This window comes from Arthrospiribacter ruber (genome assembly GCF_019343195.1).
In the GTDB taxonomy this organism is placed as follows: Bacteria; Bacteroidota; Bacteroidia; order Cytophagales; family Cyclobacteriaceae; genus Arthrospiribacter; species Arthrospiribacter ruber.
Map to the genome: position 1 here is coordinate 203,123 of NZ_RPHB01000004.1, position 25,031 is coordinate 228,153.

A 25,031-nucleotide genomic window follows, 5' to 3' on the forward strand; every position below is an offset into this window, starting at 1 on the left:
TGATTTACAAAAAAGTAGACCAGAATTATTTCCTACTGCATGAAAAGACTTTCCTTCCCTCATCCTATGATCATCATGTTGGCATTTGTGGCTTTGGCCACCCTGTTGACCTATATCATACCTTCGGGCATTTACGAAAGGACCATGGATCCAAATACCGGGCGTGAAGTGGTGGTACAGGGAAGTTATTCTCAGATTCCAAACAATCCTGTAGGAATAGGAAAAATGGTTTTAAGTGTTCCTGAGGGGATTATTGAAGGAGCGGAAGTTGTAGTGCTTATTCTTATCATCGGAGGGGCTTTTTATGTAGTGGAAAAAACCGGGGCGTTCCAAGCCGGTCTGGAATCCTTGATATTTCGGTTTTCAAATGCCAAGAGCCTTTTACTGGCACTGGTCGGCATTCTTTTCGCTGCCGCCGGTGCTCTCAATGGACTACAGGAGGAGATCATTGCCATGGTGCCGCTTTTACTGATTTTGAGTAAGAAAATTGGGTACAGCAAAACGAGCATTGTTGGACTTTGTCTCGGCTCTGCCCTGATTGGTGGAGCCTTTGGACCTTCCAATCCTTTTTCAGTGATTTTGGCCCAAAAAGTTGCTGAGGTACCTGTATTTTCGGCAGGTTTGTACCGCATGGTATTTTTATTGATTGCCCTTTTGTTTTGGGTCATGTACATGATCAGAAATGGAAGAGAGGAAAATCAACTTAAAGCGGAAAAAGATCCTGTCAAACCAGAGAAACTTTCTTCAGCACATCAGTTGATCCTAACCATAGTTGCGATCACTTTCGCAGTGATGATATACGGGTTGAGCAATTGGGATTGGGATTACAATGAGATGTCTGCAATATTTTTTGTGATGGGCTTGTCTGCAGGAATAATCGGGAAGCTAGGAATCAACGGTACTGCCAAAACCTATTCAGAGGGCTTTGCTGAATTGATTTTTGCAGGCATCATAGTGGGTTTGGCAAGAAGTATTTATTTGGTATTAGAAGAAGGGCAGGTAATTGATACGATCATTTATGGGTTGTTTACTCCATTGGAAAACCTTCCATTGGCATTATCTGCGTTGGGAATGATGTTTTCACAGGCCTTGTTGCATGTACCGGTACCCAGTACCTCCGGTCAGGCAGTACTTACCATGCCTTTATTGACGCCTATAGCCGACCTGATTGGTCTGAGCCGACAAGTGGTCATTCTGGCCTATCAATATGGTGCAGGAATAATGGATTTGGTCACGCCAAGTAATGGTGGCCTGATGGCGATTTTGGCTGCGGCAGGTGTTTCTTACAAGGACTGGATTTCATTTGCCTGGAAACCCATTTTGGTCATTTTTTGTATTGCTGCCTTTTCTGTGATTTTGGGAGTTTGGATACTTTAATAGATCCAAACTGACAATAAATTTTTCAAAAGCATTCTGTACACTATGCGCTAAAATTTAAAAATTTCGTTTTTCATAGATAATAGATTGCTTAAACATAATCTCCTTTTATTCGGGTTTTTGTATCTGATTTTCTTACATTTAAATGAGTTTTAAATAAGTATTTTTCACCACATTACTTTTGAAAATCATGAAAAAAGTAGCTATTATTTCCATTGACGGAGGAGGTATCCGAGGGATAATACCCGGCACCATCCTTCAACTGATTGAAGAAAAAATACAGGAAAAAGAAAGCAATCCACAAGCCCGCTTGGTGGACTATGTGGATTTTGTAGCGGGTACAAGCACTGGGGGAATTTTAGGTTGTGGAATGCTGGTGCCGGATCCAGTAGTGCCCGAAAGACCCAAATTTTCTATGGAGGAAGTAGTCAACCTTTATCATGAAAATGGAGGGGATATTTTCAGAAAGCCATTTGGACACAAATTGAGGACGGTATTTGGCATACGGGAAGAAAAATATCCCAATGCCAACCTCAGAAAAGCACTTCGGGAATACTTTGGTGACACTTATCTAAGCGAAATGCTCAAGCCTTGCCTTTTTACAGCTTATGACATTGAAAGCAGGAAATCTACATTTTTTAAATGGGGAAAGGCCTGTGATGATATTTCCCATGATTTCTTTATCCGAGATGTAGCGCAGGCTACTGCTGCAGCACCCACTTATTTTGAAGCAGCATTGATCAAGTCCCGTTTTGGCGCAGAATATCCATTGATTGATGGAGGTGTATTTGCCAACAATCCCGCCATGTGTGCCTATGCAGAGGTCAGAAAATGTGATTTTGGGGAAATCAAAAAACCTACTTCCAAAAACATGCTGATGATCTCATTGGGAACAGGCTCAGTAAAGGAATCATTTCCTTTTGAAAAAGCCAGAAGGTTCGGTCTCGTGCAATGGATTCGTCCGTTGATAGACATTATGATGTCCGGTAATTCTGAAACTGTCTCCCACCAACTCGAGTGGCTGTTTGATGCCGGTGAAAATCAGGAGGGATTTATACGATTGGAACCAGATCTTCACAATGCCAAACCGGATATGGATGATGCCAGCAAAGCGAATATGGATGCGCTTAGAGATGCAGCTATCAAATTTGTGAAGGATAATCCCGAAAAAATCAATAATGTTGTCGATAAACTGATCGCTAACAAAAAAGAAATATGAACATTAATGACCACAATCCCCTGACTCCATATCAGCCGAATGCTAAAAGGTACGACAGCATGCCATTTAGACGCTGCGGAAATAGCGGGATCATGCTTCCTGAGATTTCACTGGGACTATGGCACAATTTCGGCCATGATGCAGATTTCAAAAATTCCAGACAGATCCTTAGAACTGCTTTTGATTTTGGCATCACCCATTTTGATCTGGCCAATAATTATGGTCCCCCTTACGGATCGGCTGAGGAAAATTTTGGCAGGATCATGCAAAAAGATTTTGCATCACTCAGGGACGAGCTGATCATTTCCACCAAAGCCGGATGGGACATGTGGCCAGGTCCTTATGGAAATCTCGGCTCCAAAAAATACCTGATTGCTTCTTTGGACCAAAGTCTGAAAAGAATGGGACTGGATTATGTAGATATCTTTTATCACCACAGACCTGACCCAGACACACCTCTTGAAGAAACCATGTCTGCCCTAGATCAAATTGTCAGACAAGGCAAAGCCTTGTATGTGGGCATTTCCCAGTACAGCGCAAAAGACACCGCTAAAGCCGTCCGGATACTCAATGGTTTGGGCACTCCCCTGCTGATTCATCAGCCACGATACAGTATGATGGACCGATGGGTAGAAGATGGATTGTTGGATGTGTTGGAACAGGAAGGGGTCGGTGCCATTGCTTTTTCACCTCTTGAACAAGGTATACTTACCGATAAATACCTCAAGGGTATTCCTTCCGATAGCCGTGCAGCTAAAGACGGTCGGTACCTCAAAGAAGAACAGGTCACAGAGAAGGTGATTTCCAAAGTAAAAGCACTGAATAAAATTGCCCAAAAGCGAGGGCAGACGATGGCACAATTGGCCATTTCATGGCTGCTGAAAGATGAAAGGATCACTACCGTATTGGTCGGTGTAAGTAAAGCTTCTCAATTGGCCGATAATGTAAAAGCCACCGATAACACCAAGTTTTCACCTGATGAACTTAAAGACATTGAAGAAATTTTGAAAGGATAAGCCTCATCTGTCTAAAGTTAAACCTGCCAAGTGTATCTTAAGCTAATCTGGAAAAGAAAATCTTGGCAGGCCACTTTTGGAATTTTTGTAAAGAATTCCCCTTGTAATCAGGCTTAGGTTTCTTACTCTTTTCTAAAAACCTATATTTGCAGCTTGAAAAAACTGAACTAGCGATAATGAATAATTTTATAGAAGAACTGCGGTGGAGAGGAATGCTTCAGGACATGACTCCGGAATTGGACAATCACCTTGAAAAAGGAATGGCGTCCGCCTATTTAGGTTTCGACCCCACAGCAGATTCTTTGCATATAGGTCACCTTGTAGGGGTGATGACTTTGCTGCATTTTCAACGTGCTGGTCACAAGCCATTCGCTTTGGTTGGGGGTGCTACAGGAATGATCGGAGACCCTTCTTTCAAATCAGCAGAACGAAACCTGCTTGATAGCAATACTTTAGAACACAATGTCACTTCCTTGCAAAAGCAATTGGCCAAATTCCTGGACTTTCAGGAGGGCACTGTAAATAAAGCAGAACTGGTCAACAATTTCGATTGGATGTCCAAGTTTTCCTTTTTGGACTTCATCAGAGATGTAGGTAAATACATCACTGTCAATTACATGATGGCCAAAGATTCAGTCAAAAGAAGATTGGAAGATGGAAACGGGCTTTCCTTCACAGAATTTTCTTATCAACTGATCCAAGGATATGATTTTTACCATTTATGGAAAAATGAAAATGTAAGCGTACAGCTCGGAGGATCCGATCAGTGGGGAAATATTGTGACAGGAACTGAGCTCATCCGCAAAATGGAAGGAGGCTCTGCCTATGCACTGACAGTTCCTCTAATTACCAAAGCCGATGGCTCCAAATTTGGGAAGACAGAAGGTGGTTCTGTGTGGCTTGATCCTGAAAAGACCTCTCCTTATGCGTTTTATCAGTTCTGGCTCAATGTATCCGATGAAGATGCTGCCAAATACATTAGAATCTTTACCACTTTGGAAAGGGAAGTTATCGAAAGCCTTGAAAAAGAACATTTGGAAGCACCTCATCTAAGAATATTGCAAAAGGAAATTGCCAAGCAGGTAACCATTATGGTTCATGGAGAAAATGAATTTGAAATGGCGGTCAAAGCCTCTTCAATCCTATTTGGAAAAAGCTCCAACGAAGACCTTGCTGCATTAGATGAAAGGACATTCCTTCAGGTTTTTGATGGTGTTCCACAGACCACAATCGACAAGAATGAATATCAATCCACTTCGAATGTGGTGGAGTTGCTTTCAGAAAAGACTTCAGGTATCATATTTTCGTCCAAAGGAGAAGCCAGAAAAATGATTCAGGGCGGGGGAGTTTCCGTAAATAAGGAAAAGCTCACTGACCCAAATTCAGCAGTTGATTTCACTTTGCTTCAGGACAAATACTTATTAGTCCAAAAAGGAAAGAAGAATTACTATATTGTAGAAATTGCCTAAGAAAAGTACCCTTCAAATAAGGGTGCTTTTTATTTGAAAAATTCAACCTTTTTGATTTTGAAGAGAATTTAATTTTTATATTTGATTCGATTAAACAGATTTTGTCATGAAAAAGGCATTTTTACCTCTATTTCTCTCGACCTTAATTTTTTCATGCCAATTTGACCAAAAGGAAGATCCAATCGACGGAGTCCGGGCTGATTCCGAATTAGATGATGTCACTGATGCTTTACATAACACTTTCTTTGAATTTGAAGTAGAAGGAGGCGACCAAGACAGGTCCTTCGAAGACAGGTCTGAAGGATTACACGGTATTTATGGAGTTTCCCGTACTGATGCCAACAATCTTGAAGGAAACAACAGAAACTTGTATAACTGTTTTCAATCCATAGGATTGAGTCTTCCACAAATGAATCAGATAAGGGCTGCTACTAATAGCTTTAGTGCATGTAGAAACAATGTTTCAAGAAATTACCGAAGTGAATTTTCCAGTCTTCTCAAAAGAGTGGAAGATGAAAGAAAAAGAATTGTAAACAACCAACAAGCTAATCCCATTGCGATCCAAAATCAGCTTACAGCTTTAAGAAACCGTTTTAGAAAAGACCTTATGGACCTGAAGCTAGAGTACAGTGAAGAGCTAAGAACATGCTTAAGGTCATATATTGCAGAGATAAATAGAAGACTGAATGAAGGTCAGTGGAACGAATTTAAGGAATGTGTTTTGGACTGAAAATTTTCTCTCCTGTATTTCAATACCTTATTTTTTTATTTGAAATACAGGCGCATGAATTGAACGGGGTTTAATATATTTGAACTCAGTTCATATTTTAATTGTATCATGCCCACAGCAGCAAAAGAGAAAAAAGGAAAACTTATTCTGGATGTAGCCATCAAACTTTTTACAAGTAAAGGTTATGCAGCCACTAAGATGGAGGATGTGGCCAAAGAGGCCAACATATCAAAAGGACTCACCTATTTTTACTTCAAAAATAAAGAAGACCTATATATGGCTTTGACCAAAAAGGCTTTCGATGAACTCAAATCGATCTTCAAGGAAATTTATAAAGTCAAAGGAAAAGCCGGTCTTCAAATGATCACGGAGCTTGCCTATTCTTATTTGGATTTTACCCAAAACCATAGAATTTACAATGAAGCCATTCTAAACTTTATGGGATTGGTCAAGCAATACAATGATGAAGAATTGAAAAAGGAAATAGATCCACAGATTTTGAAAAGTGATCATTTTCAGAAATTGCTGGAAATCCATCATGATTGTGGAAAAATCGGAATTCAGATGGTCACAATTGGACTTAGAGACGGAAGCATCCGTCCTGAACTACAGGCAGAAGTAACTTTTTATACCGTTTGGAGTATGTTGATCGGTTACGAGCGCTTGATGGGCCCTGTTGGATATGAGGGAAAAGAAGTCAAAATCCATTTGGAGAACTGGAAGCCGGGATTTATCAAACTTTTGCAGGACATGCTCAAAGGAACCATACAAGCATCCAAGCCACAGGCAGTTCAGGCATCTTTATTTTAAAGTTTAGCTTTCAATACCTATACGATTATCTATATTCTCCAACAAGCAAAAAAAGGGCTATCCGAAAATCGGATAGCCCTTTTTGATATTGTTTGGTCACAGTGTACAGATCAGTATCCTGGGTTCTGCTCCTGTGCCAAAGTTGGATTGTTAACTACTTCCTGAAGCGGTATTGGCCAAAGGAATATGCTTTCATCATATGCTATAGAGTGGGTTGGGCTTAATCCATCCTCTCCAAAAAGGACTTCGGGGTCATAGAATTCAATACTGGTAACTGCTCTTGAAGGTGTCTTGGCAGGTACTCCATCCAGCTCACCCATACCAGCAAGCCGATGTATATCATACCACCTTATAGCTTCTGCCAGGAATTCAATCCTTTTTTCATTTAAAATAGCCTCAATTAGACCCTCAGCATTTCCTCCTACATCAGCCAAAGTATAGGAAGACGCATCATCTGGGATAGCTCTGTCTCTAACGCTGTTGAGCAATGCTAAAGCCTCTTGGAGATTCCCAAGTCTTGCATTGGCTTCAGCAGCACTGAGCACGGCTTCAGCATACCTTAGCAAAGGAGTCGGATCATCTCTATCGATATATCCTGTATACTTGGCAGTATATATACCGTCTTCATTGGAAGATGTTAACTCTGTCCTTCTCAAATCACCTTCCAACCAAAAATCTTCATTCCAGAAAAATGGACTGATTTTTATCAAGCCTCTTCCACCAAAACTCGGATTTCCATACATTGCCGCTAACGCTCCATTTACTCCAGGGTTTGACTCAGGAGTATTGTTCAGAGAGAAAATACTTTCAGGATTACCGGCAGGACTGGTAAACGGTACTTCTGGTGAAGCTGCAAGTGAAAAATCCAGCTTTTCGAATTCCTCCAAAACAGCATTATAATCCTGTTGATGTAACTTGATCCGAAGTTTAAGTGCAACAGCGGCACTTGTCGAAGCCCTGAATGGAGCACCTGAAGATGATCCGATTTCTTCTGCTTCATTAAGATCCTGAAGTATTCTTTCGTAAGTACCGGCTACAGTTCCTCTGCCAATTTCAATGGCTTCGTCTACTCTCTCTGTATTGTTGACAGCAAAGTCCCTGTACGGAATCCCCATATTGCTTTCAGGATTGTCCGCATAAGGTCTTGACACATGCATCAACAATTCAAAATGGGTATATGCCCTAAAAAACAGCATCTCAGCCCTATATGCATTGTACTCATCTTGGGTGATGATTTCATTTTCGAGTGCTGTTTCAATTCCATCCAAAACTACGTTTGCTCTGTTGATCAGACGATAAGATGAAATCCAAAATTCAGCATTATTGGCTGTGCTTGGAGAGTATGCACCGATATAGGTCACTTCATAAAACAACTGATCGTTGTACATATCCCCAGCTCTCATATCTGCCTGCTGTATAGAAGCAGCCCCAAAAGGATAGCCTCGTTGAATGGCTCCTAAGAAGAAACCTCTTTGTGCCGCATCATATACACCAAGAATATTACCCAATACTTTTTGCGCATCCGAAAATGCCTCTTCCTCCGGCACCAAAGTAACCGGGGTTTGGTCTGTAACATCACATGATGCGAAAACCAGACCTGCGCCTACCAAAAGAGAGGCCGCTATATTATTTATTTTATTCAATTTCATAATTCTAATCTTTTAGGTGGGATGGATTAAAAACCAACATTTAGACCTACGGAATATGTCCTGATGATAGGAGCTGAATTGAAATCAACACCGAACTGCAATTGATTGCCAGGGAAGGTATTCAACTCAGGATCCAATCCTGAATATCCAGTAAGGAGAAATGGATTCTGTACTTGAGCGAAGAACCTTGCCGTGCGGACATTTCCTGCAAAAGCACTTTCCAATACGGATTGTGGAACCCTATATCCTATAACAATATTTTGAACCCTGAGAAAATCGCCTCTTTCTACAAATCTGCTGTTGGCAGCACCCGAGGCCCAGATATTGGCATCCTGACCGGCAAAGAGTCTTGGTACATTGGTCTCCTGTCCGCTCTCGGTCCATCTGTCCATGATTACGGCATTATTATTAGAGAATCCCATTCCCAATTGACCTCTTAGCGTCTCGTTCATGATATAATTTCCTCCAGAATAGCGGAAGAAAATCTCAGCGTCCCAATTGCCATAGGTGAAATTATTGGACCATCCACCTTGCCACCTTGGCAATGTATTTCCAAGTAGGGTCAGGTCATTTGAACCCAAACTGGTTGTACCCTCACTTACATCAGATGGGTTTTCAGGATCAAATACCCTCCAGCCATTGTCTCCTTCTTGTAAATTGAACTGGGCCAGAGAGCCATCACCTTTTACATAAATAGGGTTTCCGTTTGCGTTATTTACACCATACCATTCATAGCCATAGAGCTGAGCAATGGGACCACCAAGCTCGGTCCGGTTGTAAGTACTGGTAATCGGGTTGATCAGGTTAGTCACTTCATTATGTAGCCAGGTAAAATTAAAGTCTGTATTCCAAGTAAATAAGCCATTATCTATCAAAGTAGTCATGACCCTTAATTCAATACCTTGGTTAACCATGGCTCCCACATTTTCGAAAATTGCATTTCCTGGAACTCCAAGGGAGCTTGGTGTGATCCTCTGAAGTACCAAATCCTGAATGTCATTGCGGAAGTAATCCACCATGATATTGAACCTGCCCACTTCCATGTCCAGACCTGCATTGAATTTTCTGGACGTTTCCCATTGAAGGTCATTGTTGGCAATCTGACTGTAGCCTATTCCTGCTCCAAGGCCAGAAAGCGCAGCACTAAAACCTCCGACATATGGGAAAAACCCGATTTCAGTATTCCCTACTTCTGCATAAGATACCCTGAATTTCATATCCCTAATGGCTGCCACATTGAAGAAGTCCTCATCCGAAATTCTCCATCCTACTGAACCACCCAGGAAAGTACCTCTCCTATTTGCCAGTGGAAGAGCGGATATACCATCATTTCTTACCGATGCGGAAAGAAGGTATTTACCGGCGTAATTGTAATTTACCCTTGCAAAATAAGAATCAAAACCTTGCTCCTGCATAGATCCACCTATCTGCTGGACCCCTGCCGAACCTGTCACAATATTATTTTCCAAAAAGAACCTATCTGCTAATTGTGTACCGGTAGCAGAAAAATTGTAAAAGTTGGTGTACTGATACTCTGTACCTATTGTCACATTGATATTGTGGTCATCTCCCAAAATCGTTTGGTAATTCAAGGTGTTTTGTTGGTTCCACCTGTATGCAGGCAAAAATCCTTGTGTGATCAAACCATCATTACCTCTTCCATCACCGTGTCTGGGGTCCCAGGAAACAAACTCATCTGAAAAAGTCAAATCAGCACCAAACTGCGTTCTGAAAGTCAGTTCAGGCAAAATATCCCATTCACCATATACATTTCCCAATGCTCTGGAAACACGCCCTCTAAACCTGTTATTGGCCAAAACAAAACCTATGTTGGGGAAATTGTTATCAATTACCCCAAGGTTATTTCCCGAGCCTAAAGAAGCTCCGTTTGAAGACACATTGAAACCATCAAAAAACGTGTTATCAGCATCAAAAATCGGTACGTTTGGAAATAGCCTTGTTGCATTAAGCGTAACACCTGAAAGAGAGTTTTCACCATTGTTCAAAGAATTGATCTCTGTCTGGGAAAAGCTCATGTTCACACCTATTCTCAACCTATCGCTGATACTATGATCCACATTGGCCCTGAAAGAGTATCTGGACAAATCATTTGCCCTCAGGTAACCTTCCTGATCAGTAAATCCTACTGAGAAGAAATACTTTGTAGCTTCACTACCTCCCCTGATGGACAGATTGTGCTGCTGAACCATACCTCTTCTGAAAATGTAATCCTGCCAATCCGTATTCACTCCTGGTCTGGCCAGTTCGGAAAGACCTGCGTTGGTTCTTTTTTCATTGGCAATATCCACAAACTGATCTCCATTGAGCAAACTAAACCTATTGATTTCCTCATTGAAACCTACAGATACATTGTAATCCACTTGGGCTTTTCCTGTAATACCTTTTTTGGTAGTGATCAAAATCACACCATTGGCAGCCCTAGAACCAAAAATTGCTGTAGCAGAGCCATCCTTCAACACCTCAAAAGACTCAATGTCCGCTGGGTTAATCTGTGCCAAGGGATTACTTGGAAAATTGGCAGCCCTGTCTGAATTGACCACTGGAACTCCATCAATTACAATCAGAGGATCTGCATTTGAAGTAATCGAATTGACACCTCTGATCCGGATGACAGGAGCTTGGCCCAAGACACCTCCAGGGGTAGTCACTTGAACACCTGGTGCTCTACCTGCCAATTGTTGGTCAAATGACGGAGTAACAAGGTTTTCGATTGCCCTGTTATCAATTGAAGAAACAGATCCCGTAAGTTCCCTTCTCTCCTGAGTACCGTAACCTACTACAACTACCTCTCCCAATGCTTTTACATCAGGCTGAAGCTCAACCTCTATATTATCGGCATTGGTCAAGGCCACCTCTCTTGTCTGATACCCCACAAAACTAAAAACCAAAGCATTCGCTCCTTGGGGTACATTGATGGAGAAGCGCCCATCAATATCTGTTATTGTCCCGGTAGAACTTCCTTTGACTACCACATTCACACCCGGAATTCCTTCCGGTTCTTCTGGGGAAGTAACCGTCCCGGTCACTGTCCTACTTTGCGCCATCGCTGATTGTATACTCATCAGCATAAGGGCAAAGCCAAGTAAAACTTTTCTCATGTAGTTATATATTGGTTAAACAAAACTTTTTATACAATATTTAACTTTTTTTAAGTAAAAATCAAGTTTTAAATAATATTAAATCATTTATAACATTTTTAAATAATTCTAAACCTCTTTTATTCTAGATTTTATTTTAAATGTTTCTGATTATTTTATAAAATTGGAAAAGTATTAAAAAAAAATGTTTATGAATATTTTTCTTATAAAATTATCTAAGCTAAAAACCTTCAAAAAAAGAATATATTTTACTTACTGAGGAGGTTTTGGCAATAGGGATTTAGAAAAGCAATGTTCATTTTTAAATGAATTCTCCTAATAATGTTCTGTTTCAGCATAGATTATATTTTAAACAAACAGTAAATTATTGTTAACAAATTGTTAATCTATTTTTTACTTAAGCATTTTATTTAAGCTTTGTAAGGTTGATATCGACAACTTTTAAAAAATAAAAAAAGCCCAAAAACGGGCTTTTAGATATTTTTATAGATCCACTTGAAGTGAATTTCAAACATTGTTCTTCGGAGTTTTCCAAATTGGTAACTGCCCTTTCAATAGGCTTTCAGATCAATATGATTTTTCCGTTCCTCCCCGGCTTTTGATAGGCTTCCAATGCAGCTTTGAATTCTTCCAATGGGTATTTTCCTGCTACATCTACTTTAACTTCTTGCTTCATTAGAAATCCGAGCACAGTCTTAAATGCTTTCTGCCTTTCCTCATTAGACAATGCTTCTATCCAAGTAGTCAACCAGAAACCTTCAATTTTCAAATTTTTGAAAATCATCAATCCTGAATTGACCGGCATATTTTCCAAACTTAATGCACCGAAAGCCATCAACCTACCACCATTTTTGAGACTGGCCAGTGCTTTTGCGCCAAGTATACCCCCGACTGCATCAAATACCACCGAAACGCCTTCGCCGGTTTTTTCCATAATGACTTTCTGCAATTTCTCCTTTTCAGTATTGATCACCAGATCAGCTCCAAGTGTAGTCAGGCTTTCTTTCTGATCATCATGGCGGACCGTACAGGCTATTCGGATACCTTTTGATTTTGCCATCTGAATCACCAGCTTCCCATATGCAGATGCTCCGGCAGTCACCAAAACCCAATCTCCTTCTTTAAGCCCTGAGGCAGCAATCATCCCATAAGCTGTCATGGGATTGATAAAGGCCTGACAGGCTATTTCATCGGGCATGGCATCCGGTACTGGAATCACCGTTTGGGCAGGAATGCATAGGTATTCCTTCCATGTACCTATTGCTGTAAAAATCACTTTAGTACCTTTTTTAATTGTTGCCTTTTCATCTTCCATATCCACTGTGCCCACAGCTTCAAACCCAGCGCTCGAAGGCAACTTAGGAGTAATACCATACATCCCTCTTACAAACATAATGTCAGAGGGGTTGATGTTTCTGGCACTGACTTTTATCCTGATTTCATGTGGTTTTGGTTGTGGCAATTCAGCCTCCTCAAGTTTTAAGACTTCTTCAGGATGGCCGGTTTCATTAAAAATTACTTGCTTCATGACAATTGCTTTTTTGGATTTAGAAATTGGAAGTTAGAAAAAAATACTCGGTATGCATAATATTTTTACTGCATAAAGAGGTATGAGAAGTCAGAATTTTTTATCTTGAAGGCTGACTTTAACCAACTCAAAAATGGACTTATCAGGATTATTTTCACTTATGGGCAAAGTAGCCCTTATCACAGGAGCAAGTAAAGGCATTGGATTTAGCATAGCAGAGATTTTTGCAGCTGCGGGGGCTAAAGTGGTCATCAGCAGCAGAAAGCAAGAAACTCTTGACGAAATGGCTATCAAACTTCAGCAAAAAGGATATGAGGTCACAGGAATAGCCTGCAATGTGGGTAAAAGCGGAGATTTGGAAAATCTGGTACAAAAAACAATTGAAGCATACGGTCAGATCGATGTGCTGGTCAACAATGCTGCTTCCAATCCTGTCTTTGGGCCGGTGCATGAAACAAGCCTAGATGCATATGATAAAATAATGGATGTCAATCTTAAGGCTCCATTTCACCTCATGAAATTATGTTTTCCATACCTCAGAGCCTCCTCACAGGCATCTGTCATCAACATCTCCTCCATCGGAGGCATCTCTCCAGAGCCTGGGCTAGGAATTTATTCGGTGAGTAAAGCAGGTCTGATTTCTATGACCAAAGTATTTGCCAAAGAATGGGGGGACCATAAAATCCGGGTAAATGCCATTTGCCCAGGCTTGATTCAGACTAAGTTTTCTGAGGCTCTGTGGAGCAATGAAAAAATCATGAACCACATGATGAAGGCTCTTTCTATAAAAAGGGTCGGTGAACCGGAAGAAATCGGAGCAGCTGCTCTTTACCTTGCATCTAAAGCATCTTCATACACAACCGGGACAGTTTTGACCGCAGATGGCGGATTTACAATTTAAATTAGCAAAATGGACTTTTCTTCCTTGATGATGTCAGACGAACTGGCACATCTTTCAAATAGGTACGATCAATTTGTCAAAACCCATATTATTCCTCTGGAGCAAGAGGCAGTTTATGGGTCCTTCAAAGCTGCTTTGCCCAAACTTCAGGAATTAAGGCAGCTTGCCAAAAAAGAAGGTTTGTTTGCCCCTCACTTGTCCAAAAGTGACGGAGGCTTAGGTCTGGGGCTCACGGAATTTGGCAGGGTCTCAGAAATATTAGGCAAAAGCCCTCTGGGACACTATATATTCAACTGTCAGGCGCCGGATATTGGGAACATGGAGTTGATGCATCAATTTGCCTCTCCTCAACTCCAATCAAAATACCTGGTACCTCTTCAAAAGGGAGAAATAAGGTCTTGCTTTGCCATGACAGAACCACAGCACGCAGGAAGCAATCCCAAACACCTTTCCACTACGGCTGTCAAAGTGGGTAATGAATACATCATCAATGGACACAAATGGTTCACGTCTTCGGCTGACGGAGCTGCATTTACCATAGTGATGGCAGTAACAGATCCCGAACACCCTAACCCATACCAAAGGGCAAGCATGATATTGGTTCCTCTGGATAACTTGGGCTTCAAACTGGTTAGGAATATTCCTATCATGGGTGATGTAGGTGAGGATTACATGTCCCATGCAGAAGTAAGATTTGAAGATTGCAAGGTTCCCGTTTCCAATCTGATCGGTAAGGAAGGATCAGGGTTTTCATTGGCACAGGAAAGATTGGGACCGGGAAGAATTCATCACTGCATGCGCTGGATTGGAATCTGTGAAAGGGCAATAGACCTGATGTGTCAGAGGGCATTGTCCAGGGAGTTGGATCCAGGGAAGCCGCTTTCCGGTCAACAAACTGTTCAAAACTGGATCGCTGAGGCAGTAGCTGAAGTTAAAGCAGCCAGAATGCTGGTATTGGCCACCGCTTTCCGAATTGAAAAGGAAGGTGCTAAAGCAGCCAAAATGGACATTTCAACCATCAAATTTTTTGTATCTGATGTATTGATGAAAACTTTGGATAAAGCCATCCAAACTCATGGTGCTTTGGGTATCACCGATGATACGATTCTTTCTTTTTGGTACAGACATGAGCGGGGCGCAAGAATATATGACGGTCCGGATGAAGTACACAAAAGTGTTTTGGCAAGAGAAACCCTCAAGAAATATGCAGGCTGAACAGAATGATCCCAAAGGGCTGGAAAATGTCCGACCTTATCTGTCCGAGGTTTTGCAGGTGGACCAAGAGACTATAGGCATCCGGCAGTTCAAAGGCGGCTATTCCAACCTGACCTACCTGATCACTACCCCTTCCAAAGAGTTTGTACTCCGAAGACCACCTTTGGGACTTAAAATCAGCAAAGCCCATGATATGGTCAGGGAATTCCGGATTTTGGAAGCCTTACAAAAAGCGGGTTACAGCAAAGTTCCGCTTCCAGTGGATTGCTGCGAAAGAGAGGAAATTATCGGCGCACCGTTTTTCATCATGGAAAAAGTAGAGGGCCTGATCCTGCGAAACCGGATTCCAGAGGGATTGACCTTGGACAAAGATTTTTTTGGTCAACTTTCCAAAAATACACTTGATGGTTTATTGGAGCTGCATCAGCTTGAGTTGCAAAAGTCAGGCTTAGGTCAGTTGGGAAAACCGGATGGTTATACCGTAAGGCAGGTAAAAGGTTGGTCAGAGCGTTATACTAAATCAAAGACCGATGATTTGAAAGCCATGGAAAAAGTAAGTGAATGGCTGAATCTTAATATTCCCAAAGAAGAAGCGGTAGGGTTTATCCATAACGATTACAAGTATGACAATTTGGTACTCGGTGGGGAAAACAATCCTGAGATTCTGGCTGTTTTGGATTGGGAAATGGCAACAGTAGGCCATCCTCTGATGGACTTGGGTAGCAGCTTGGCGTATTGGTGCGAAGAGGATGACAATGACTTGTTGAAAATGTTCAACCTGAGCCATGCCCCGGGCAATATGAGCAGGTCAGAAGTGATTCATTATTACGACAAAAACAGTCCTCTCAATTTGAATGATATGGTATATTATTACGCCTTTGGACTTTTTAAAGTAGGTGTAATTGCGCAGCAGATATATAAGAGGTACTGTATGGGGTTTGCGGATGACCCAAGATTCGCAGGATTGATCCATGTGGTCGAAGCTTGTGGAAAAAAAGCATTGGAAAGCATAAAAACCCAAAACATTTAAGCCATGAAAATCAAAAACGTATGCATTTTAGGAGCAGGTACATTAGGTACTAGAGTGGCATTGCAGTCCGCTCTTTCTGGCTACCAAGTAAGAATCTATGACATCTTTCCCACGGCTCTCGAAAAGTCCAAAAAAACCATGGAAAAGATCATTGGGCAATTGGCAAAAAACACTGGATTGGAAGAGGCTGCAGGATTCAATGCCATTAATAGCATTATTTTCACAGATAGTCCTGCCAATGCAGTAAAAGATGCTGATATCATCAATGAAAGTGTTTTGGAAGATATCAAGGTGAAAAATGAGGTTTGGAGCCTTTTTGGCCAAATCGCGCCGGAGAAAACGATCTTCACCACCAATACATCTTTTTTGTTACCTTCTATGTTTGCGGAGATTTCCGGGAGACCTGAGAAATTCTGTGCCCTACATTTCCATGATGTATTTTTTGCAAAGGGCGTGGATATCATGCCTCATGCGGGAACGGATCCTGGACTTATTCCTATTTTGGAAGATTTTGGCCGGTCACTTGAACAGGTACCCGTGATCATCAAAAAAGAAAATCACGGATATCTTTTTAATTCCATACTTGGTGCTATCCTATCTTCAGCGGGTAGACTGTTGGCCAATGATGTAGCTGAAGTAGAAGCTATAGACAAATCCTACATGGTCAATTTCAGGGTGGACATAGGGCCTTTTGGTATGATGGATACCATAGGTCTTGATACCGTTTGGCATGTCACCAAAAACCAAAATGATCCAATTTCCCAGAACTTTGCCAAGCTGCTAAAAAATTATGTGGATGCAGGAAAATTGGGAGAAAAAACCGGTGAAGGCTTTTACTCCTATCCAAAGCCAAGATATAAGGCCCCGGATTTTCTCGGCTGAATTTATATAGGGATTTAAAATCAATTGGCGGACATTCCCCTGGCTACCATTATGGCTGATTGGGACTTAAAACCCGCCAAGTAATCATGTAAGGGCTTTTCGGAAATTTCCACTTTCATGGATCCTGTACTGGCATGCATCAGGTGAATCCTGCCGTTTTTTTCTACCGCAAAACCAACATGTACAATATCCAGATTTTTCATGGTGGTAGTAATGGCAATCATGTCACCGGGCTTAATGTTATGCTCCAGATTTTTAAGTTCTTCCTTTGGGACGAAATAGTAGTTCCTTTGGCCAATTCTTTGTTCTGCCTTTTTGAGTTCTTCTACGTAGGCATCATTGGCCAACTGTGCATATAAGTTAGGGTTACTGCTCATAAATGTAGGGCGGTTTTCATAAGGCTTCCCTCCTATTTCCTTTGAAATATCTCTGATCAATCCCTTCTCTTGATTTTGGAAAATCCAATCCGAAAAATAATGAAGACGGGATGGGTATCCATCGCGCTTTCCCTTTTGGTACCGGATCTTCTCAAGTTCTTTTTCAAAATCCTCCATGGTCAATCTGCCACTTTGAGCCAATCTTGACAAGGAAAACACCGTCTCCAGATATGTGGTGCAATCCAGTCCGGTCAGGTTGATAACAAGTTTTTCCTCACCGGGAAGCTCTAGTGTTTTTTCCACATAAGGTGTACCCAGAAACATCTGTCCAATGATTACATTCAAATCATTGATGGACTTGTCCTGCATGTCCAATACGGAAAGATCCTCCAAAATGCCTTCTAAGCGCTCTCGGCTTTCTAAGGTACATACTGTCTGTGCTTGAAGAAAACAGGGAAGTAGAGAAAAGAAAAGGAAAAATAATCGCATAGCCATAGAATTGAATACTGAAAATTGCATGAAAATTTCTATATATAAAAATCTAAATATTAAATCGATAAGAACCATTTTATCAGCATACCTGTAAGCAAGGCTATTCCAAAACTCAGTAAGGTCCCGATCAATATGTACTCTGTCAGTTTTCTGTCTTTTGATTCCTTCAAATCTCCAAACCTAAAAATAGACTTGGCAGCCAAAAGAAATCCTATGGCTTCCCAATGGTCTGTCAGTACAAAAATGAAAACCATCAGCCTTTCCAAAATCCCAATATACCTGCCTGCATTGACCAGTGATTCACCTTCACTTTCTTCAAGTGCTTTGGCCCAGTTTGCCAGAAGCACATTGATCACCACACCTACCACCCAGGTAACAAACAAGAATGAACTAAGAAGGGTCCAGAAGGATATGTTGTCAAAGTATTGAAAGAAGTAGATTTGTGGCTGAAACCATATGTACCATAATGCCAAAATGCTCAAAAGATGAAGTGCCTGATCGGCAACAAACCATTGAGGTTTATTGACCTCTTTTTGGCCATAGAGCTTCAACACATCAATAAGAGCATGTATCCCTCCTATTGTCAGTGCCAATAGCCAATAGGACAGATCCCAAAGCACCAACAGTACTAAGCCTGTATGGATAATGATATGCAGATAGAATTGATAGGCTTTTAGCCTGGAGGTTTCCTTAGCTTTGACCCACGAATTTGGCTGAAGTATAAAATCACCTATAAGGTGGGCCAATAAGATTTTGACAAAAAAGATCACAGCAGTAAATTATTGATTTTGTTTTGGAAAACCCTATTAATTTCAATCATTTCATCAATCTTAGCTCTGGACCACCTGCCACTGACCGAGTTCTGTTTGATCCCCAGTTTTATGCCGATTTCCTCTTGGGTGGCTTCGGGGTTTTGTAAGTATAACAAAACCAATTCTGCTGAAGAAATAGTCCAGGTGTCCATAAATATACCGGCAAGCTTCAGGTAGAGGTTGATCTCCTTGTCCAATTCTTCCCATGGACTTTGAATAGCCATGTTGACCCTGTCTTTTTTTAACCTGTCAAAACGCTCTCCCGAATTGACAAATGCGGGACCGTTACTTTCAGATACTTTGCTTCCGTCATAGGTCTTGGCTCCTATGCCTATGGCCAACCTCACATCCATTGGACTGTTTTTTTTATCTTTCCGCACCCGGGATACTTGCTTGATGGTAGATTTTATAGCCCAAGCTTTTGTCAGGGCTTCTTGGGGAGATTTGATTTCCAATTGGAAAAAATCCCCCCACACCAGTTCCCAATCTTTTGGGCTGGTCCCCCATTGCGATAAGAGGCTTTTCAAAGGATTCATCCAGCTCTCGGGATTTGAAATGGTTCTTGAGGCAATTATATCACCTTTAATCACTGCTATCATATATACAAATATCGTATAATTTAACGATAATTAAAAATATCATCTATTAAGACGATATTATACTTTATCGTGTTCTCAGGTTTGTTTTATTTTTGATTGTCTGCATGGATGCTCATATAGCCCGGATGGATAAGAAAAACAGGGTATTTACTTGAACAGGACTAATATTCATTAAAGCCCTTACCTGCCAAAATTTTGGGAACACATTTTTCTGCCCTTGATCTCCTTGTAGCAGCTTGTTTGGCCCCTGAAATGTGAATATAAAACGATCTTTTCCTTCCCGGAGTCAATGAATCAAAAGCTTCTTTCAAAAAGGGGTCTTGTTCCAGTTTTTCCTGCAATTCTTCAGGAATTTCTTCCAATGAATTGTCAAGCACCACCTTCTCCCCTCTTTTTTCAACTTCAATTGCATCATTGATCAATTCCAATAGGCTTTGGCGACTACTTTGAATGGCTTTCAGGTTTTCAAACTTTGCGACCCTACCTACACGGCTGTTCTCACCCGGCTTTTGTAGAATATTATGGGGATCTTTGAGCAATACTCCTTTCAGAAAACTCATGGCACAATACCCTTTAAAAGCTCCGATCAGCATGACATTATTACCTTCAAAAGTATAACAGGGTACTCCCCATTTGATTTCCTCATCCAATCCTGACATTAGTGCAATCTCCCTTAATGCCATCAGTTCCTCCGTCCAGAGGTGAACCTTACATTTTGGAGTCTGAAAATATTCACACCTCCCACAACCCTGATCAAGGTAAGCTTCCACTTTTGGATTAGGCATATTTTTCATATTTTAAAAATTATTGTATTTCATTATCCATCTTGGCTGTGAAGGATAAAAGAAAATTGATTCACTTTTTATTCTTAAAATTCTATCAAAGAATATGTTTTATCACTTTTTCTGTATCAATTCCTGATGAAGTTTTCTCATAGCTTCCGCCGGGAATTTGATCACTTTTCTATCATAAGTCATCAGACCATTGACTTCCACTTCTACATCTGTAGTTTGGGTATATACAGCCGCTGCAAGTCCTTTTGACAAAAGAGGTTTCAAGTCAGAAATCAATCGCTTATACCTTTCCCAAAGTTCATCTTCATTTTTAAAACTTTGGTATCCCCAATTGTCTTTTTCCTGCCAGGTATGTCCATCCACGGGCAAACCTAACCCACCAAATTCCCCTAAGGTCAGCACATTTACTTTACCAAACAGATCAGGTGAAGGCATCGCTGGGTCAGGGTAATTGTGAATATCAAAAATATCTCCTACCAATTTTCTTTCGTCAAACACAAAATTCCCACCTGAGGCGGAATTGACCAACCTGGAAGGGTCGTGTTTTTGGGTCCATTCTGTGATCTCTTTGGTTTTGAACTGACCCCAAGCCTCATTAAAAGGAACCCAGACCACAATGGAAGGAAAATGATGAAAAGCATTCATAATGGCTTCCCACTCATTTCTATAAATCGCTTCTGACTCCTCCGTTCTATCTCTCTCCATTCCCTTCCGGTAGACTCCGGGCTTTGACTCCCATACATTACCCATATCTCCACTGGGCATGTCCTGCCATACCAGCATTCCCAGTCTATCACAATGAAAATACCATCGGGCGGGTTCTACCTTTACATGCTTTCTGATCATATTGAAGCCCAGTTCCTTAGTTTTTTCTATGTCAAAAAGCAATGCTTTATCTGTAGGCGCAGTATAAAGGCCATCAGGCCACCATCCCTGATCCAGTGGACCATATTGGAACAAAGCTTTTCCATTCAGCTCCATTACCTGCATGCCATTTTCATCATATCCTATTTCAATCTTTCTCAAGGCTCCATATGAATTGACCTGATCTACCACACCGGATTTTTGCTTAAGGCTGATTTCAAAATCATACAAAAATGGATGATCCGGTGACCATTCTTTTGGATTAGGGATTTGCAAGCTGATAATATCATTTTCACTTTCATGACTTTGGGTAACCATTTTCCCTGCATCAAACGCTTTGATTTCAACTGCATATTCCGATGAAGCTACCACATCTGTTTTTATCAAAAACTGACCATTGTCCCAATCAGGAGTTATTTTTACATCTCTAATGTAGGCCACTGGAACCTTCTCCAGCCAAACCGTCTGCCAAATCCCTGTGACAGGAGTATACCAAATCCCTCTGGGTTTGTTGACCTGCTTACCTCTAGGTTGTGGTCCTTCGTCAGTCGGATCCCAGACCCTCACCACAAGCTCCTGATTTTTGCCTCGTATGAGGAAATCTGTGATATCAAAAGAGAATGGATCAAATCCTCCACGATGAATCCCAACGGACTTTCCATTGATAAATACTTCCGCTTCCCAATCAACAGCCCCAAAATGTAAAAGCGTTCTTTCATTACCTTTCGATGATGAAACAGAAAAGGTCCTTTGGTACCACAATTCCTGTGATGCTCCTTTAGGTTTCATCACTCCACTGAGGTAAGATTCTGCCGGAAAAGGCACAAGTATATTTCCATCAAATTCCGTGGGCATGGATTTCCCTTTTTCCTGTATACTATACTGCCAGGTACCGTTTAGGTTCATCCAAGATTTCCGAACCATTTGCGGTCTTGGATACTCTGCAAGAGGTGTATCAGTACTGACGTCTCCTGCCCATTGGGTCAATAAGGGATTCTGGTTGATTTCCTGTCCATGAATAGTTTGGACTGTAAACAATAGAAGAAAGATGCAAAACAGCAATGGTCTGAGGTTCATAGGTTATGGGTTTTGATGATAATGTTAAGCATTAAAAATAAAAACAGCCATACCGCTCAGAGATTTTTCCCGAAGAAATCAATGGGAATTGAAATGACAAAGAAGGTTTGGACTTTACCCAAAAAAGGCATTCAATGAATTTAGTTCATGCCAAGATTCCAAGTTTTAAGTGAAAAAATACCTTTAAAATGAAATCGTTTCCGTAAATTAACTTTTTGCTGAGCTTGAATTTCTCCTTTGTTTTAGGGAATTTGAATCAGTTTCAACGAGCAAAAAACTATGAAAAACCCTAAAAAAACCGAAATCAGAACCAATCACAACTTGTTTTCACTGATGCTTTCTTCTTTAATATTGCTCTTTTCCTGTGAGCAATCAGGCAGTGAAGAGAAAGATGGTTGGAAACCTCTTTTTAATGAAAAGGACCTTACAGGCTGGAAAACCGTCATGGGAGCGGCAGAATTTGAAATTGAAGATGGGATGATCGTTGGATATGCCAAGGCCAATACTCCCAATACATTTTTGGTAACAGAAAAAGAGTACTCAGATTTTATCCTTGAGCTGGATTTGAAAATAGAAGACTTGAGCTCCAATTCGGGGGTGATGGTAAGAGGCCAGTATGACGCTGATGCCAGAGATGGCAGTGGATTGGTTTTTGGCTATCAGATAGAAGCGGACCCTACGGAAAGAGCTTGGTCGGGAGGCTTATATGATGAAGCCCGACGTGGTTGGCTGTATCCCTTAGACCTCAATCCAGAGGCAAAATCAGCTTTCAAAATGAACGAATGGAATACCTACAGAATTGAAGCCATCGGTAATGAAATCAAAACCTGGATCAATGGGAAAGAGGTTTCTTATGTATTGGACGATATGGACAGCAAAGGGCATATTGGACTTCAGGTTCACAGTATTAATAATGCTGCCGATGAAGGAAATAAAACTTATTTCAGAAACATTAGGGTAAAAACCGAAAACCTCGACCCAAAACCTTTCAAAGGAGATGTATTTGTTGTGAGCACACTTAAAAATAAATTGGCTGATCTGGAAAAAGAAAAAGGTTGGAGGCTTCTGTTCAACGGTGAAAACTCTGATGGCTGGAAAGCAGCATATAAAGAAGAGTTTCCTTCCGATGGATGGGTTGTGAATGACGGTATTTTGACTATCAAAGCTTCTGACGGAAGCGAGTCAATGACTTACGGTGACATTGTGACTGAGGAAAAATTCAGTGCATTTGATCTGGCATTCGACTTCAAATTTACAGAAGGCGCCAATTCAGGAGTGAAATACTTCGTCACTTTAGGTGAAAACAATGTGGGCTCTGCAATTGGCCTGGAATATCAGATTCTGGACGACAAAAATCATCCGGATGCCAAAATGGGAAGAGATGGAAACCGGACTTTGGCTTCCCTTTACGACCTGATTACGGCCGATAAAAATCCAAGATTTGTAAAAGGGCCTGGAGAATGGAACAAAGGTAGATTGGTAGTAAAACCGGATAACACTGTCACACATTACCTGAATGGTGTCAAGGTTCTGGAATACAAAAGAGGTTCGGAAGAATTTAGGGAAAAAGTAGCCCAGAGTAAATATAAAATCTGGGAAAATTTTGGAGAAGCTGAAGAAGGACATTTACTCCTACAGGATCATGGAGATGAAGTCCATTTCAAAAACATCAAAATCAAAACCCTTAATTAATCAATAGACCCATGAAAGATCCAATCAACTACAGAAGGGAATTCCTCAAAAAATCAGTATTGGCTACTGCCGGCATTAGTTCTCTGGGAGCTTTAGGCTTCTCTGCAAAAAGCTACGGAAACATCCTCGGTGCCAATGATAGAATGCAGGTAGCAATAGCCGGCTTAGGTAGAAGGTTGGGAGCCTTTTATGATCCTATTGCCAGAAAGGAAAGTAACGTGATGCTACATACCCTTTGTGATGTGATGCAGTCCCAAAGGGAAAAAGCTGCCCAAAGCTTCTCCAAATACATTGATTACCAACCAAAATTAGAGAACTCCATTCTCAAAGTAATTGAGAACAAAGAGATTGATGTGCTCATCAATGCTACTCCAGACCATTGGCACGCACCAGGCACTTGGATGGCCGTAGAAAATGGCAAGCATGTCTATGTCGAAAAACCCTGCTCCCATAGTCCTGAAGAAGGAGAATTGCTCATCAAGTACCGTGACAAATACAACAAAGTAATCCAGATGGGCAATCAGCAGAGATCCTCCTTCCATACTATTGAGATTATCAAGGAGATCCACAATGGAGTCATAGGAAACCCTTACAGAGCAGTAGCCTTCTACAACAATGCCCGAGGTCCGGTGCCCCATCAGGTAGAGCAGGCACCCCCGTCAGGTTTGGACTGGGAACTTTTCCAAGGTCCGGCACCAAGAAGGGCATATACCCATGATACATGGGATTACAACTGGCATTGGTATGGTTGGGATTACGGAACAGCTGAAACAGGCAATAATGCCACCCATGAACTTGATGTAGCAAGGTGGGCGCTTCAGGTTGAATTTCCCAAACATGTCAACGTAGACGCAGGCAAATATCATTTCGTGGATGATGGCTGGACCATGTATGATACCATGTATGCCACGTTTGCATTTGAAGGTGACAAGACTATCGTTTGGGATGGAAAAAGCCGCAATAACCTCAACACTTACGGAGAAGATCGAGGCACTATCATTTATGGAACTGAGGGATCCGTATTTGTCAATAGAGGAATATACAAACTCTATGACAGGTCCGGGAAATTGGTAAAAGAAGAAAAATCAAAGGGAGAAGAAGGAAGCACCAACCTAGGTGGCGGTGGAGACAACACTACAGATCATGTGGTCAATTTTTTTGAAGCCATCAGGGGTAAGCAAAAGCAAAACTCCACTATAGATGAAGGAGCCGTTTCAACGCTTCTCTGCCACTTGGCCAATATTTCTTACCGAATTGGAGAAAACTTTGACTGCGATCCCAGCAATGGACATATCAAAAACGCTAAAGGTATGGCCCTTTGGTCCAGGGAATACGAACCAGGATGGGAACCAAGGATTTAAAATGAAGATTAAAACAAT

General features: G+C 41.2%; 20 protein-coding genes. 12 read left to right on the forward strand and 8 right to left on the reverse strand.

Annotated features, from left to right (window positions below; translation table 11 throughout):
* Positions 1-39: 39 nt before the first annotated feature.
* From EGN73_RS09730 to EGN73_RS09755, 6 genes are all read left to right on the forward strand, one after another.
* Positions 40-1,377: a YfcC family protein gene (locus EGN73_RS09730; protein ID WP_219288845.1), complete on the forward strand. Its 1,338-nt coding sequence runs from the start codon at positions 40-42 to the stop codon at positions 1,375-1,377.
* A 190-nt stretch (positions 1,378-1,567) separates the two neighbouring features.
* Entirely contained in the window at positions 1,568-2,596 is a 1,029-nt protein-coding gene (locus tag EGN73_RS09735) for a patatin-like phospholipase family protein (RefSeq protein ID WP_219288848.1), read from the forward strand.
* Positions 2,593-3,612 carry an L-glyceraldehyde 3-phosphate reductase gene (gene mgrA, locus EGN73_RS09740; protein WP_219288852.1) on the forward strand — a complete coding sequence of 340 codons (1,020 nt, stop codon included), beginning with the start codon at positions 2,593-2,595 and terminating at the stop codon, positions 3,610-3,612. Before EGN73_RS09735 ends, mgrA begins: the two co-directional genes overlap by 4 nt.
* Before the next feature lie 176 nt (positions 3,613-3,788).
* Positions 3,789-5,081, forward strand: a complete 1,293-nt coding sequence (gene tyrS / locus EGN73_RS09745; protein WP_219288854.1) for a tyrosine--tRNA ligase — start codon at positions 3,789-3,791, stop codon at positions 5,079-5,081.
* A 106-nt stretch (positions 5,082-5,187) separates the two neighbouring features.
* Positions 5,188-5,811 carry a hypothetical protein gene (locus tag EGN73_RS09750; RefSeq protein WP_219288858.1) on the forward strand — a complete coding sequence of 208 codons (624 nt, stop codon included), beginning with the start codon at positions 5,188-5,190 and terminating at the stop codon, positions 5,809-5,811.
* A 108-nt stretch (positions 5,812-5,919) separates the two neighbouring features.
* On the forward strand, positions 5,920-6,621 hold the full coding sequence (locus tag EGN73_RS09755; RefSeq protein WP_219288861.1) for a TetR/AcrR family transcriptional regulator: 702 nt from the start codon (positions 5,920-5,922) through the stop codon (positions 6,619-6,621).
* A gap of 110 nt (positions 6,622-6,731) precedes the next feature.
* On the opposite strand, the gene EGN73_RS09760 is transcribed toward EGN73_RS09755, so the two are convergent.
* From EGN73_RS09760 to EGN73_RS09770, 3 genes are all read right to left on the reverse strand, one after another.
* On the reverse strand, positions 6,732-8,270 hold the full coding sequence (locus EGN73_RS09760) for a RagB/SusD family nutrient uptake outer membrane protein (RefSeq protein WP_219288863.1): 1,539 nt from the start codon (positions 8,268-8,270) through the stop codon (positions 6,732-6,734).
* 26 nt (positions 8,271-8,296) lie between these two features.
* Positions 8,297-11,389, reverse strand: a complete 3,093-nt coding sequence (locus EGN73_RS09765; RefSeq protein WP_219288865.1) for a SusC/RagA family TonB-linked outer membrane protein — start codon at positions 11,387-11,389, stop codon at positions 8,297-8,299.
* A 562-nt stretch (positions 11,390-11,951) separates the two neighbouring features.
* The gene (locus EGN73_RS09770) at positions 11,952-12,917 is read right to left on the reverse strand and encodes a zinc-dependent alcohol dehydrogenase family protein (RefSeq protein WP_219288867.1); all 966 of its coding nucleotides are present in this window, start codon (positions 12,915-12,917) and stop codon (positions 11,952-11,954) included.
* Positions 12,918-13,050: 133 nt separating this feature from the next.
* On the opposite strand from EGN73_RS09770, the gene EGN73_RS09775 reads away from it, so the two are divergent.
* Genes EGN73_RS09775 through EGN73_RS09790 form a run of 4 tightly spaced genes read left to right on the forward strand, consistent with a single transcriptional unit; the run spans position 13,051 to position 16,945 of the window.
* Positions 13,051-13,818, forward strand: a complete 768-nt coding sequence (locus EGN73_RS09775) for an SDR family NAD(P)-dependent oxidoreductase (RefSeq protein ID WP_219288869.1) — start codon at positions 13,051-13,053, stop codon at positions 13,816-13,818.
* A gap of 9 nt (positions 13,819-13,827) precedes the next feature.
* The gene (locus tag EGN73_RS09780; RefSeq protein ID WP_219288871.1) at positions 13,828-15,033 is read left to right on the forward strand and encodes an acyl-CoA dehydrogenase family protein; all 1,206 of its coding nucleotides are present in this window, start codon (positions 13,828-13,830) and stop codon (positions 15,031-15,033) included.
* Positions 15,023-16,063: a phosphotransferase family protein gene (locus EGN73_RS09785; RefSeq protein WP_219288873.1), complete on the forward strand. Its 1,041-nt coding sequence runs from the start codon at positions 15,023-15,025 to the stop codon at positions 16,061-16,063. The genes EGN73_RS09780 and EGN73_RS09785 overlap by 11 nt, the downstream gene beginning before the upstream one ends.
* A gap of 3 nt (positions 16,064-16,066) precedes the next feature.
* A complete protein-coding gene (locus EGN73_RS09790) occupies positions 16,067-16,945 on the forward strand; it encodes a 3-hydroxyacyl-CoA dehydrogenase (RefSeq protein WP_219288874.1) in 879 nt (292 codons plus the stop codon).
* A 20-nt stretch (positions 16,946-16,965) separates the two neighbouring features.
* Here the strand turns inward: EGN73_RS09790 and EGN73_RS09795 are convergent, their stop codons facing one another.
* The 5 genes from EGN73_RS09795 to EGN73_RS09815 all read right to left on the reverse strand — a co-directional run bounded on the left by EGN73_RS09795 (position 16,966) and on the right by EGN73_RS09815 (position 21,960).
* On the reverse strand, positions 16,966-17,841 hold the full coding sequence (locus tag EGN73_RS09795; protein WP_246611532.1) for an N-acetylmuramoyl-L-alanine amidase-like domain-containing protein: 876 nt from the start codon (positions 17,839-17,841) through the stop codon (positions 16,966-16,968).
* A 29-nt stretch (positions 17,842-17,870) separates the two neighbouring features.
* Positions 17,871-18,584: a DUF3307 domain-containing protein gene (locus tag EGN73_RS09800; RefSeq protein WP_219288877.1), complete on the reverse strand. Its 714-nt coding sequence runs from the start codon at positions 18,582-18,584 to the stop codon at positions 17,871-17,873.
* Complete coding sequence (locus EGN73_RS09805) at positions 18,581-19,225, reverse strand: SatD family protein (protein WP_219288880.1); 645 nt, start codon at positions 19,223-19,225, stop codon at positions 18,581-18,583. Before EGN73_RS09805 ends, EGN73_RS09800 begins: the two co-directional genes overlap by 4 nt.
* 161 nt (positions 19,226-19,386) lie before the next feature.
* Positions 19,387-20,010, reverse strand: coding sequence for a YdeI/OmpD-associated family protein (locus EGN73_RS09810; RefSeq protein WP_219288883.1), 624 nt, complete (start codon positions 20,008-20,010; stop codon positions 19,387-19,389).
* 111 nt (positions 20,011-20,121) lie between these two features.
* On the reverse strand, positions 20,122-21,960 hold the full coding sequence (locus tag EGN73_RS09815; RefSeq protein WP_219288885.1) for a glycoside hydrolase family 2 protein: 1,839 nt from the start codon (positions 21,958-21,960) through the stop codon (positions 20,122-20,124).
* 279 nt (positions 21,961-22,239) lie between these two features.
* Here EGN73_RS09815 and EGN73_RS09820 point away from each other — a divergent pair, with 279 nt between their 5' ends.
* Positions 22,240-23,652, forward strand: coding sequence for a 3-keto-disaccharide hydrolase (locus EGN73_RS09820; RefSeq protein WP_219288887.1), 1,413 nt, complete (start codon positions 22,240-22,242; stop codon positions 23,650-23,652).
* Between the two features lie 11 nt (positions 23,653-23,663).
* On the forward strand, positions 23,664-25,013 hold the full coding sequence (locus EGN73_RS09825) for a Gfo/Idh/MocA family protein (protein ID WP_219288889.1): 1,350 nt from the start codon (positions 23,664-23,666) through the stop codon (positions 25,011-25,013).
* Positions 25,014-25,031: the final 18 nt, after the last annotated feature.

Excerpts from the sequence above, each read along its gene's own strand:
- EGN73_RS09785 (WP_219288873.1), top strand. The coding sequence starts at position 15,023 with ATGCAGGCTGAACAGAATGATCCCAAAGGGCTGGAAAATGTCCGACCT.
- EGN73_RS09780 (WP_219288871.1), top strand. The coding sequence starts at position 13,828 with ATGGACTTTTCTTCCTTGATGATGTCAGACGAACTGGCACATCTTTCA.
- mgrA (WP_219288852.1), top strand. The coding sequence starts at position 2,593 with ATGAACATTAATGACCACAATCCCCTGACTCCATATCAGCCGAATGCT.
- EGN73_RS09730 (WP_219288845.1), top strand. The coding sequence starts at position 40 with ATGAAAAGACTTTCCTTCCCTCATCCTATGATCATCATGTTGGCATTT.
- EGN73_RS09790 (WP_219288874.1), top strand. The coding sequence starts at position 16,067 with ATGAAAATCAAAAACGTATGCATTTTAGGAGCAGGTACATTAGGTACT.
- EGN73_RS09760 (WP_219288863.1), bottom strand. The coding sequence starts at position 8,270 with ATGAAATTGAATAAAATAAATAATATAGCGGCCTCTCTTTTGGTAGGC.
- EGN73_RS09770 (WP_219288867.1), bottom strand. The coding sequence starts at position 12,917 with ATGAAGCAAGTAATTTTTAATGAAACCGGCCATCCTGAAGAAGTCTTA.
- EGN73_RS09765 (WP_219288865.1), bottom strand. The coding sequence starts at position 11,389 with ATGAGAAAAGTTTTACTTGGCTTTGCCCTTATGCTGATGAGTATACAA.
- EGN73_RS09805 (WP_219288880.1), bottom strand. The coding sequence starts at position 19,225 with ATGATAGCAGTGATTAAAGGTGATATAATTGCCTCAAGAACCATTTCA.
- EGN73_RS09810 (WP_219288883.1), bottom strand. The coding sequence starts at position 20,010 with ATGCCTAATCCAAAAGTGGAAGCTTACCTTGATCAGGGTTGTGGGAGG.
- EGN73_RS09735 (WP_219288848.1), top strand. The coding sequence starts at position 1,568 with ATGAAAAAAGTAGCTATTATTTCCATTGACGGAGGAGGTATCCGAGGG.
- EGN73_RS09795 (WP_246611532.1), bottom strand. The coding sequence starts at position 17,841 with ATGCAATTTTCAGTATTCAATTCTATGGCTATGCGATTATTTTTCCTT.
- EGN73_RS09820 (WP_219288887.1), top strand. The coding sequence starts at position 22,240 with ATGAAAAACCCTAAAAAAACCGAAATCAGAACCAATCACAACTTGTTT.
- EGN73_RS09825 (WP_219288889.1), top strand. The coding sequence starts at position 23,664 with ATGAAAGATCCAATCAACTACAGAAGGGAATTCCTCAAAAAATCAGTA.
- EGN73_RS09815 (WP_219288885.1), bottom strand. The coding sequence starts at position 21,960 with ATGAACCTCAGACCATTGCTGTTTTGCATCTTTCTTCTATTGTTTACA.
- EGN73_RS09755 (WP_219288861.1), top strand. The coding sequence starts at position 5,920 with ATGCCCACAGCAGCAAAAGAGAAAAAAGGAAAACTTATTCTGGATGTA.
- tyrS (WP_219288854.1), top strand. The coding sequence starts at position 3,789 with ATGAATAATTTTATAGAAGAACTGCGGTGGAGAGGAATGCTTCAGGAC.
- EGN73_RS09750 (WP_219288858.1), top strand. The coding sequence starts at position 5,188 with ATGAAAAAGGCATTTTTACCTCTATTTCTCTCGACCTTAATTTTTTCA.
- EGN73_RS09775 (WP_219288869.1), top strand. The coding sequence starts at position 13,051 with ATGGACTTATCAGGATTATTTTCACTTATGGGCAAAGTAGCCCTTATC.